Origin of the sequence: Geitlerinema sp. CS-897 (genome assembly GCF_028368005.1) — a bacterium.
Lineage (GTDB): Bacteria > Cyanobacteriota > Cyanobacteriia > Cyanobacteriales > Geitlerinemataceae > Baaleninema > Baaleninema simplex.
The window spans coordinates 1-11,369 of the sequence record NZ_JAQNCQ010000189.1 but is presented as its reverse complement, the minus strand read 5'-3'; the positions used below and the strand labels follow the sequence as shown (position 1 = coordinate 11,369).

Below are 11,369 nucleotides of genomic sequence, written 5' to 3'. Positions count from 1 at the left end.
GTTCAATGCCCCATCGACGCCCCCGCTATTCCTCCCGACACTGACCCTTCGGGTACAGTGCGGGGCTCCTAGCGGTTAAGCTGAATCGTGATTCGGGGAGATCGCCCCGTCCCCCATACACTGACAGAAATAGGGTGAATTTCGGGCGATCTTCTGAGAAAAAACTACAGAATTTGCCGGTAATTTTCCAGAACGAACGGGAAAGTCGGGACGGGAGAATTGTTCTATCCTAAGTGTTTACGGCGATTTCGAGAACGCCTCAGCGCAACGTTTTGAAAATTTCAGCCGCCGCGCGATCGCACGCCCCGACGGTTCCGACGGCCGCCCGCATTTCCCGATAGTCGTTCCGGGTTTTCTGGCGGCGATCGGGGTTCGAGAGCAAGTCTAGGGCTTCCCGTAGGATATTCTCGGGCGTCACCTCTTCTTGCAGTAGTTCCGGCACGATCGCCTTCATTTGTACCAAGTTCGGCGGCGACATGAAGGGAATGTCGAACCCGAGGAGTTTTCGGGCGATCCAGGCGGTCACGGGATGGACGGCGTAGATAACGATTTGCGGAACCTCGAGCAACGCCAGTTCTAAATTCACCGTTCCCGATTTCGTGAGGGCGAGGTCGGCGGCGGCGAGGATTTCCGGGGTGCGATCGCTAGTAATTTCGGCCTGCAACCCGTACTCGGACACGGCCCGTTCTAAGGCGTCGCGATAGGTTTCCAACGACAGGGGAATCCAAAAGCGCACCTGGGGCAATTTCTCCTGTAAACGCCGGGCTGCCTCGAACATGGGCGGAACCAGCGATCGAAGTTCTTGATGGCGGGAGGCGGGTAGCAGGGCGACGGCGAGGGTATTGTCGTCGAGGTTTAACGCAGCGCGGGCTGTGGCGCGACTGGGGGCGTCTGCGAGGCGATCGACGAGGGGATGCCCCACCCACGTGACCGACGCGCCTTTGGCTTCAAAATACCGGGCTTCCTCGGGGAAAATGGCCAGCAGGCGATCGCTGGTTTCGACCAACCGCAGGGCGTCGCGATCGCTCGGCGACCAGACCCAGGTTTGAGGGGCGATATAGTACACCACCGGAACCTGGGGAAAGCGACGTTTGAGGACTTTTCCGATGCTGAGGTTCGGCCCCATGTAGTCGATGAGTACCACCAAATCGGGGGGACGAGCCGTCAGTTCGGCGATGGCGCGTTTTTGAATTTGCAGGGTGGGAAACACGAAGGGTAGGGATTCTAACAGCCCCACCGAGCCGATTTCGCTAGTTTTTGCCAATAGTTTCGCCCCGGCCTCGGCCATGCGATCGCCGCCCAAGGCCACGATGTCCAGTTCGAGGTCGGCGCGTTCGGCCTGTCGAAACAAAGCATCGACCAGCAGCGACCCTTGCAAGTCTCCCGAGACTTCTCCCGTGCTGATAAAAATGCGATAGCTCACGATCGGTCGCTACTCCCCCGTCGGCGTCCGGCGATGGGGCCGCGTCGTCCAGCGGTCAAAGACTCTCGTAGAAATTCTCGCAGGTGATGGAGTTGCGGCGTTTCGGGCAACAGTTCCAGTTGTTCGAGAGACTCGTCTAGGGTCAGCCCCGAGCGATACAGGATGCGAAACGCCTTTTTCAACACTTTGAACGGTTGTCCGTCTTCGGCATCTACGAGTCCGGCTCGTTTCAACCCCACTTGGTTGAGGGCGCGAACCCGGCTGGGGTTGCCTTCGACGAGCATATAGGGGGGAACGTCGCGATCGATGCGACTCATACCGCCCACCATCGCAAGCTGACCGATGTGAACGAATTGGTGAACGCCGACGACGCCCCCGATGCGCGCGCCCATTTCGACGCGGACGTGACCGGCGAGTTCGACGGCGTTGGTAATGACGACGCGGTCTTCGACAGTGCAGTTGTGGGCGATGTGAACGTAAGCCATCAGCAAGTTTTCGTTGCCGATATATGTGGTTTCCCCGGCTTGGGTGGCGCGGTTGATGGTGACGTACTCGCGGATGCGGTTGTCGTTGCCGATCTTAACGCCGCTCGCCGCACCGCTGTATTTGAGGTCTTGGGGTTCTAAGCCGATAGCTGCGCCAGGAAAAATATGGTTGCGTTCTCCGATTTCCGTATCGCCTCCGACGACAACGTGAGATGCGATCGTCGTGTCGCGCCCGACCTTCACGCGCTCGCCGATAACTGAATAGGCCCCGACACGCACGGTCGGGTGGAGTTGAGCGCTGGGGTGAATGACAGCCGTTGGATGAATCATCTTCTGTCTGGTAAAGCCGTGCGGAGAGACGGACGTGTTGGGGGCGCAAGTGTACGACCCACCGAGTTCGTCGCGTGCCGAACGAGTCGGCGAACTATTCGATTAACAGAGAGAACATCAGTTCTCCTTCGGTCACGAGTTGTCCGTCTACTTCGGCACGGCCGCGCATTTTGCCAAACCGCCGACGCTTCGTCCACATGAGTTCGACAGTCATAATCATGCGATCGCCGGGAACGACGGGACGACGGAACCGCACGCCGTCGATTCCGGCGAACATAAACAGTCCTTCGTCCATTTGCGACATTTGCGTCAGGACGACACCGCCGACTTGCGCCATCGCTTCGACGATCAACACCCCCGGCATCACGGGCTTACCGGGAAAATGACCTTGGAAATGGGGTTCGTTAATCGTGACGTTTTTGATCCCGACCGCTCGCTCGCCCGGAACGTATTCGATAATGCGATCGACCAAACTAAAGGGGTAGCGATGCGGGAGCAGTTGCTGGATTTGTTCGATCGTCAACACCGTTTGAGGTGGCTCGGACGGTGTTTCGATTGCTTTGGTCGAGTCTGATTTCAAAGAATTCGCGTCGGTAAGTGTGGACATAGTTCAATTCGATCGCTGTTGAAATGCAAAATAGGGCTTTTCGGGTCTGCTGAAGGTCGAGGAACCGTCACCCGTGCTGCGACAATCCTCGCTCTCGCAACCGTTGAGTTAATCGAACGTGCAGGCGGTGACTTGCTTTGTAGGCGATAAAATGAGCGACTGGAATCGTTCCGAGCAAGCTCAGATCTCCTACTAAGTCTAAAATTTTATGACGGGCTGGTTCATTTGCAAATCTCAGGGGAGGATTGAGCCAGTGTTGGAGATCGCACACGAGGGCGTTTTCGAGACTCCCGCCGCGAATGAGTCCGGCCGATCGCAGGCGATCGACGTCTTCGGCCAGTCCGAAGGTTCGGGCCGGTGCGATCGCTTGGCTAAAGTCTTCTTGCAGGGGTGTCCAACTGTGCCACTGGTTGCCGATCGGACGTGCGTCGAAGTCGATACCGTAGCTCAATCGCAGTTCGGGGGAAGGCAGAGCGGCGACGAAGGCATCGCCGTCACGCACCCAGAGGGGATCGTCTAGGTACGCGACGGTGGCGGTTTGGGATTCCGTTTGTCCGGCGCGATCGATGGCGTCGATCCAAGGTTTCGCCGATCCGTCGAGTAAGGGGAGTTCGGGGCCGTCGATTTCGATGCGAGCGCGATCGATGCCTCGGGCGGCTAAAGCTGCTAGGAGGTGTTCGACGGTTCGCACGCTGGCGTCTCCTGTCGCGAGTTCGGTGGACAGTTGGGTTTGGCGCACGGCTTCGACTTCGGCGGGAATGTAAGGGGTTCCCGATAAGTCGGTGCGGACAAAGTAACGGCGTTCTCCTGCTTCGGCGGGGAGGACGCGCACTCGCGTTGTCTGTCCCGAGTGCAAGCCGACGCCGCTTCGATCGAATCCTTCGAGTAGGGTCGATCCGCCTCGGGCGATCGCGGGTAGTGTTTTTTGATGGCTTGTTTCGGTTGTTTTTATTTGTGTTTGTGACACGATTTTGGAAACTCTCTAGAACTAGAATTAAGTCAGAAACATTATTTTTTTATTGTTTTTTTGAGTAAAAACTATTTTTGAAATATTAGACATTTCAAAAATAATAGAGTAGAAAATCATTTTCATTTTTTGTACGATCGCTGGGTAATTTCTACTTTTTTACAGATATTATCGGAAACGGATTCCGATAAGCTAGGTTTTAAGAAGTCTTCACCCCATCCCCCCTTAGCCCCCCTTTGAAAGGTGGGTTGGGGGGATAGATGGACTTGTCGGGTTGAAAAAAACAGTATTGGAAATTCAAATTTCGTATCAATTTCGAGGTTTTGACAACATTTATAGCAAGGATTTTCTCACACTCGACTCTACAGGGTGGGCAATGCCCACCCTACAGGCTACAGGAAATTTTCGAGAGAAGAGTTAGGAGATAAACCACAGATACACAGAAGACGCGTAGATTTGGGATGCAAAGATTTTGGATGTTGCTGTCTAACAAAAATGTTTTAAAGCAACTTTGTAGGGTGGGCATCGCCCACCTTTTCCAAAACTCATCGAAAAAAATTCAAAGTTGAGATTTTTGAACGATTTAACTCAACTTTTGTGTGGTGGACATCGCCCACCCTACAGGTTTCTGAAATTCCCAAACGCTCCCATTTAACAGGTTAGAAACGCTGACCGATACCGAAGTGGAATCGATTTTCGCCGTCGTCGTTAATCCCGAAATCGATCCGAATCGGACCGATGGGAGACTGAACGCGAATCCCTGCGCCGTAACCGAATCCCGAGCCGGGTTTGTCGCGAATCCCCGCCGGATCGCCGGGAACGTCTTCCCCAGTTCCTAAATCAGTTCCCACATCCAGGAAAAGAACGCCACTCAAAATCGAAAAAATGGGAAATCGGTATTCCGCCGTTGCTTGAACGAACGATCGCCCGGTTCCCAACGCCCCTTCAGCATAACCGCGAACGGAGTTGACGCCGCCGAGAACGAAGGCTTCGTAAGGGGGCATATCGCCGATAATCGTTCCCGCTTGTACGTTAAACGCCAACGCTTCGGGACCGTCGGTGAAGTTTAAGACATCCACCGGAAAATAATAACTGTAACTCCCGCGTAACCGGTTGTAGAACACGTCAGCGTCAAAAGGAATCGCCTGTTCGGTACTGAAGCTGACGCGATACCCTCGGGTGGGATCGAGGGGGTTGTTGCGGCGATCGCGGGCGATTCCAAACCGCACGCTGGGAATAAAATCGGTACCGTCTTCGCTGGCGGACAGCAAGTTTCCCTCTTCGTCGCGGGGTTCTCGATCGCCGTCTGCATCGCGAATGGTGACTTCTTGAACTTCCAAACCCAACGACGCCGTCCAAGCTTGACGGGTATTAAAGACCTCCCGAGTCAGGGGACGCGTAAAGGTTATAGCGCCGCCGATGCGATCGATCCGGGGGCGATCGCCGTTATCGAGTTCGACCTCCCTCTGATCGGGGCCACTGTCGAACACCAGCGAAATCGATCGCCGCCGAAACAGGTTGACGTTGTACGCCGTTCGGTAAGGATCGCCGCCGATCCAAGGATCGGTAAAGTTGACGTCGAAGAACAGACCCCGCGTTCCCAACTGCACCTCAGCCCCTAAAATCTGGTCGTTTCCGCCGAGGTTTTGTTCTTGGAAACTCACCGTTCCGAAGAAGCCACCCACGGAACTAAACCCACCCCCAGCGGCGATCGAGCCGAAACTTCCTTCGATGACGTTAATCACCAAGACCGCCTGACGGGGATCGGTTCCCGGTTCGACGGAGAGGTTCACGTCCTCGAACAGTCCCAAGCCGAAAATTCGCTGTAAGTCCTGTTGAATCACATCGCGGTTGAGGACTTCCCCCGGTTGCGATCGCATCTCCCGCGTAATAATAAATTCGCGAGTCCGTCCGTCCACGGGTTCGCCATCTTCGTCGACGAGTTCTCCTTCTTCGCTGAGAAAGCGAATATCGATATCTTCAATTCGACCTTCGGCCACGTCTAGGGTCACGACGCCGTCGTCGGACACCGGAGGCGGGGCGATGAGTCCCTCTTCGGGAACGGGCGGGTCGATGACCTGCGCCAACACGTAACCGTTGGTTTGATACCACTGGTTCAACGTCTCGATTCCCCGTTGGAATTCCCGCAAGTTGAGAATATCCCCATAGAGATCTCCGAAAATTTCGTCGATTTTCTCTTGGGTCAACACTTGGTTGTTTTGGGCGGTCACCCGGTTGAGCGTGGGGTTCGGTAACACTTCAAAAATCACGCGTACCCCCAACGGCGTTTCTTCGGCTAGGGGTTCGACGCGACCGAAAAATCCCGTGGCGTAAATGGCGTTGACGTCTTCTTGAAGCTGGCGGCTGGTGGTAGTGCGTCCGGGTTGCGTTCCCACGGTGTCGTAAACCAGTTCTTGAAGGTCGCGGGGAATCTCCCGGCCGCCCGGTCCGCGCACGACGACTTCCGAGACGAGAACCTGCGGTTGTCGATCGCCGGACTCGTCTTCGTTGTTTTGCGCTCGCAGCGTTGGGGGGGGAGAGGACGACTCGTCGAGAACGGCGGGGTGGGTGTCGGTGTCGATCGCCACCGAAGGAGTCACCGCATCTTCTGTCCGCTCGGCTCTTTCCTCGACCGTCGGGTCGCTCTCCGACTCGATCTCCAGGCTGAGATCTGCTCGGGACTCGAACTCGACGGGCGATCGCGCTTCCAGCTCAGGAGCGGCCGCCTCGCGTTCGGGGTCTGAGTTCTCTGTCGTTTCCGAGGGTTTGAGGGGTGACGCAACGGTCGCCACTGTCGGTTTTTCAGGCGTTGTTGGGTTGTCTGTTGCGATCGCGCTGGCTTTTTCGTCCGAGCCATCGAGCCGCATCGCCGAGTCGTTCCCATCGAGCGATCGCACGGCTTTGGCGATACCCGGTTCTCCCCCGACGAGGGCGATCGCCAGCGGCAAAATTGTTAACCAAGACCACTTGAGTCTGTCCACGATTCTCCTTTTCCTCCACACACCAAATCCCGGCACCCACCAAACGTCCGGACGGTCGATTTAAACTTTACTCTGTTTATCCAACGTTTTCGCCTTACGTTACCGCATTCGACAGTGTCTCGACGCGTTCGAGAACCCGTTCTAACACCCGTTCGTAAGCATCTTCGACTTGTCCGAGGTCTTGTCGGAAGCGGTCTTTATCCATCACGCGCCGTTCGGAATCGGTTTCGCGCCGATCCCACAAACGACAGGTATCGGGGCTGATTTCGTCGGCTAGGACGATGCGCCCGTCGGACGCGATCCCGAATTCGAGTTTGAAATCGACGAGGGTAATGTCGCAACTGGCAAAAAACTCTGACAGGTGACGGTTGACGGTCAACGCGAGTTCCCGCAGGCGATCGATCGTTTCAGAAGTCGCGACGTTTAGCAATCGCAGGCGATCGCGCGTCAGTAGAGGATCGCCCAACTCGTCGTTTTTGTAAAAAAATTCCACCAACGGCGGATCGATTTCCGTTCCCAGGGCGATTCCCGTTTGGCGACAGAGGCTTCCGGCGGCGACGTTGCGAACGACGACTTCGAGCGGAACGATTTCGACCGCTTTGACTTTCATGCGATCGCTCTCCGGCGTATCCAGCCAGTGCGTCGGGACGCCGCAGGCTTCGAGGAGTCGAAATAGATGAGTCGAAATCGCACAGTTAATTTCGCCTTTGCGAACGATCGTGCCGCGTTTGGCGGCGTTGAACGCAGTCGCGTCGTCTTTGAAGTGAGCGACGAGGACTTCGGGATCGTCGGTGGCGTAGAGGATTTTGGCTTTCCCTTCGTACAGCTTTCGATCGGCGGACATGAATTTTAGGCTCGAGGCTTGCAGTGGAGCGGCCGGTCTGCCGGAAGGCAGGGTCGGGCTTCACAATTCTATAACGCTTCCCGGTTTTTCGGACTGACTTCTCGGGGGTTTTCTTTCAATTCGCCCCTCGGGACGCCGTTTCGGGGAGGCTCGCGGCCGGACTGCAACGCCGAGCGATGCGGCTAGAGGGTTAGGTTTCGATCTCGCGATCGAAGGGTTTGACGGGAAGCACCACGGTAAATTCCGTACCGCTGTCGAGTTCAGAGCGAACGTGAATGTTGCCGCGATGGTTTTCAACGATTTGGTAGCAAATGGCCAATCCCAGGCCGGTTCCCGCGCCGACGGGTTTGGTGGTAAAAAACGGATCGAAGATTTTTTCGAGCAGTTTGGCGGGGATTCCCCGTCCGTTATCGCGAATTCGCACGCACACGCGATCGCCGTCGAGCGGTTCGGTTTCGACGATAATTTTCGGTTCTTTCTGGGGTGTTTCGATGGCCGAGGTTTCTATGGGGCGATCGCCCACTGCATCGATGGCGTTGCACAGCAAATTCATCCAAACTTGATTGAGCTGTGCGGGATAGCAGTAAGTTTTGGGCAGCGTGCGATACTGTTTGACGATTTCGATATGCCCTTGAATGCGGTGGTTGAGAATTACCAGGGCGCTGTCGAGACCTTCTTGAAGATCGACTCGTTTGAATTCGGCTTCGTCGAGACGAGAGAAGTTTCGCAACGACAACACGAGTTTTAAAATACGCTCGGCACCGATTTTCATCGAGTCGATAATTTTCGGCAAATCGGAGGCGATAAAATCGAGGTCGATCGCTTCGATTTCGGCTTCGAGGGTGGGGGTTAACGTCAAGAGTTCGTCGCGATATAACTGCATTAACCCCAGTAAATCTTTAACGTAATTGTCGGCGTAGGCTAGGTTTCCGTAAATAAAATTAATTGGGTTGTTGATTTCGTGCGCCATTCCCGCCACCATTTGACCGAGGGCGTACATTTTCTCGGATTGAATCAGGTGAGCTTGGGCTTTTTGCCGTTCTCGCAAGGCGTCTTCGAGTTGTTGCGTTTGCTCTCGCAAGCGGCTTTCGCTATGACGTAAGGCTTCTTCGGACTGTTTGCGATCGGTGATGTCGATCCCCACGGCAACGGTCGCGCGTCCTTCGTCGTACTTTTGGGCGGCGATAATGTAGTAGCGATAGACGCCGCGAACGCTGGCTCGAATCACTTGTGAGGCATACAAATCGTCGTTTTGAAGGAACTGTCGCACGAACTCGACGAATTCGGGACTGTTTTTGAGAAAGCCCAGTTCTTTACCGACGAAAGCGGCTGGCGGCATATTGTAGCTGGCGGCCAGGTGGCGGTTGACGCCGAGATAGCGACCGTCTGCGCTAATCCAAGACACGAAGCCGGGAACGGCATCGAGAACTGCTCGCAGTTGTTCGCGCGCACGTCGCACTTCTCGAGCGTCGGCGTTTCGTTTGGACAGGGAACGCGCGACGAGACAACTATAGGGGGTATCGGGGTTAAAAATATAAGTGGTGGTGGTTTCGACGGCGACGCGATCGCCCGCGGCCGTGAGATAGGTCGTCTCTCGAGCGATCGATTTTTGCTGGTGTAAGCGCTCCCAATAACTCCCCCACTCTTCGACCGTTAGCTCGGTATCGATCTGCCAGAGTTTTCGGGACAGGAGTTCGGTTCGTTCGAGGTCGAGGAGCCGACAGGCTGCATCGTTGGCGTAAAAAATCTCAGCTCGACCGTCAAAAAAAACCACGGCGTCTGCCATGCGATCGAGAGACAACTGAGCGAGTTGCCCGATTTCAAGGCTCGACGGTTTCAAATCTCGCATGACAGTCTCTTACAGTATGAGTTCGGCATCCTGTGGGCGGTACGCACCTGCGGCTCTTGTTTTGTATCTTAACACTGACCTCGATCTGAAGGTCTCCGTGAAATCGCGGTTTTACAGGACAAACAGCGGTAAAACGAACATTACGAAATAGTACACGAGCGGCGCTGTAAATACGTAACTATCAGTTCGATCTAAAATTCCTCCGTGACCGGGAATTAACTGTCCGGAATCTTTGACGCCCGCATCTCGTTTCATCATGGATTCGGTCAGATCTCCCATGAGGCTGGCCAAACCGATCGCCAAACCCATCGCAGCCCCCGATCCCAGCCAAACCGGCCAGCCGAGACACCACGCCCCAAACGCTCCGATGGCAGTACTGCTGGCAATTCCAAAAATCGCCCCTTCGACCGTTTTCTTGGGACTGACCGCCGACAGACGAGTCCGTCCGAAGGTTTTGCCGAAAAAGTACGCCCCGATGTCAGCCGCCCAAATGCAGCCGAAGGCCAACAGGGTGATACACAGTCCTTGGGGAACGTTTTCGAGAGAGAGGGGAGACGACCAATTCTCGAAGAAAGGAACGGGACTGGCGACGACGGTGCGATCGAAGGGTAAGGGAACGCGATCGAGTTCGACTCGCAACCGAATCCAGTAACTCGGTAACAGACCGCCGTAAAATAACCCGAGAATCGATGTGGAAATATCGGCGATCGAAGCGAGTTTCGGTTGAAACAGTAGATAGGCGCAGATAACGCCACCGGCTAGGGGAAACGCGACGCTAACTAAATCGGGGGCGATCGCTGCGATTAACAGCAGGACTTGCGACAAAACTAACGTGGTTTTCGCGGCGGGTGCGATGCCCTTCGCGCGCACGAGTTGAAAGTATTCTCGCTCGCCAAGAAAGACGATCGCACCGAAAAAGACAACGAAATACCACCCACCTAAACCGATCGCCGCTAACGCAACGACGATCGCAACAATTGCACTGAAAAGCCTAGCCCAAGACATATGACGTATCGCTGTTCGGAATTAGAAATTTGGGGAAACACCACGGCAATTCGATCTTCACCCGTCGGTGCTGCTACCCGCTCGATCTTAAGGTTAAAAACGCAGTGAACTACCCGACGCTGACACTGATGGGTACAGCGCGGGCTTCCGACTTCTAAGGGGATTGCCTCAACACGGATTTGCGTCCGCGTTTCGGTCTGACATTCCCTCCATCGGCAGCCGTCCCGGTTCCCGAGACAGTTAGCAGTCTGATACCTTCGGCTCTGATATTTTTGGCGGCATTTTCATCTCGGTCGTGATGCGTTCCGCAGTAAGGGCAATCCCACACCCTCACGTCTAACGGCATCTCGGAGACTTGAAACAGACATTCAGAGCAGGTTTTAGAACTGGCGAAAAAACGGTCGATCTCCACCAATACCTTTCCTTCTCGTTCGAGTTTGTAGGAAAGAAAATTGACGAATATTCCCCAGCCCACATCAGAAATTGCCTTAGCCAGATTGTGATTCCGAACCATGCCCTTGACATTGAGATTTTCGACTACGATGATTTGGTTATCGTTCACCAGCTTTCGGCTCAGCTTGTGCAGGTAGTCTTGACGGGCATTTGACAGGCGTTCGTGAACTCTGTCGACCAACCTCCTGGCTTTCTCTCGAGACCTCGAACCTTTGGACTTACGAGCAAGTTTTTTCTGCTTCCTCGCTAAGTTCCGTTCGTGTTTTTCGAGATGCCTTGGGTTGGCATATTTGGAAGTTTTGACACCATCGTTGACGATGGCGAAGTCCTTCAATCCCAAATCTACCCCCGCCACTTTTCCCTCGGGACTCGGTGAGGGTGCATCGCCCTCAAGTTCGCAAAGGACAGACGCAAAATACCGACCC

At 55.0% G+C, this 11,369-nt stretch carries 9 protein-coding genes; all 9 read right to left on the bottom strand.

All coding sequences use genetic code 11. The annotated features are described in order from the left end of the window. Window positions 1–259: 259 nt before the first annotated feature. Entirely contained in the window at window positions 260–1,423 is a 1,164-nt protein-coding gene (gene lpxB / locus POG22_RS12045; protein WP_063719397.1) for a lipid-A-disaccharide synthase, read from the bottom strand. Further along, the gene (gene lpxA / locus POG22_RS12040) at window positions 1,420–2,238 is read right to left on the bottom strand and encodes an acyl-ACP--UDP-N-acetylglucosamine O-acyltransferase (RefSeq protein ID WP_063719395.1); all 819 of its coding nucleotides are present in this window, start codon (window positions 2,236–2,238) and stop codon (window positions 1,420–1,422) included. The genes lpxB and lpxA overlap by 4 nt, the downstream gene beginning before the upstream one ends. 94 nt (window positions 2,239–2,332) lie before the next feature. Next, complete coding sequence (gene fabZ / locus POG22_RS12035) at window positions 2,333–2,845, bottom strand: 3-hydroxyacyl-ACP dehydratase FabZ (RefSeq protein ID WP_063719392.1); 513 nt, start codon at window positions 2,843–2,845, stop codon at window positions 2,333–2,335. Window positions 2,846–2,912: 67 nt separating this feature from the next. Continuing rightward, window positions 2,913–3,755, bottom strand: a complete 843-nt coding sequence (gene lpxC, locus POG22_RS12030; RefSeq protein ID WP_063719399.1) for a UDP-3-O-acyl-N-acetylglucosamine deacetylase — start codon at window positions 3,753–3,755, stop codon at window positions 2,913–2,915. A gap of 716 nt (window positions 3,756–4,471) precedes the next feature. Beyond that, on the bottom strand, window positions 4,472–6,793 hold the full coding sequence (locus tag POG22_RS12025) for a BamA/TamA family outer membrane protein (RefSeq protein WP_498905480.1): 2,322 nt from the start codon (window positions 6,791–6,793) through the stop codon (window positions 4,472–4,474). Window positions 6,794–6,887: 94 nt separating this feature from the next. Then, a complete protein-coding gene (gene purC / locus POG22_RS12020) occupies window positions 6,888–7,637 on the bottom strand; it encodes a phosphoribosylaminoimidazolesuccinocarboxamide synthase (RefSeq protein WP_017661670.1) in 750 nt (249 codons plus the stop codon). A gap of 190 nt (window positions 7,638–7,827) precedes the next feature. After that, a complete protein-coding gene (locus POG22_RS12015; protein WP_498905479.1) occupies window positions 7,828–9,486 on the bottom strand; it encodes a PAS domain-containing sensor histidine kinase in 1,659 nt (552 codons plus the stop codon). Window positions 9,487–9,597: 111 nt separating this feature from the next. Beyond that, window positions 9,598–10,491 (bottom strand): phosphatidate cytidylyltransferase, encoded by an 894-nt coding sequence (locus tag POG22_RS12010; RefSeq protein WP_063719385.1) that lies wholly within the window; start codon window positions 10,489–10,491, stop codon window positions 9,598–9,600. A 154-nt stretch (window positions 10,492–10,645) separates the two neighbouring features. Next, window positions 10,646–11,369 (bottom strand): RNA-guided endonuclease TnpB family protein (locus tag POG22_RS12005; RefSeq protein WP_498905477.1); only part of this gene is annotated, 724 nt, incomplete at its 5' end.

What these genes read in the sequence shown, in the direction of transcription:
- lpxA (WP_063719395.1), bottom strand. Translation starts at nt 2,238, where the DNA reads ATGATTCATCCAACGGCTGTCATTCACCCCAGCGCTCAACTCCACCCG.
- POG22_RS12010 (WP_063719385.1), bottom strand. Translation starts at nt 10,491, where the DNA reads ATGTCTTGGGCTAGGCTTTTCAGTGCAATTGTTGCGATCGTCGTTGCG.
- purC (WP_017661670.1), bottom strand. Translation starts at nt 7,637, where the DNA reads ATGTCCGCCGATCGAAAGCTGTACGAAGGGAAAGCCAAAATCCTCTAC.
- POG22_RS12015 (WP_498905479.1), bottom strand. Translation starts at nt 9,486, where the DNA reads ATGCGAGATTTGAAACCGTCGAGCCTTGAAATCGGGCAACTCGCTCAG.
- fabZ (WP_063719392.1), bottom strand. Translation starts at nt 2,845, where the DNA reads ATGTCCACACTTACCGACGCGAATTCTTTGAAATCAGACTCGACCAAA.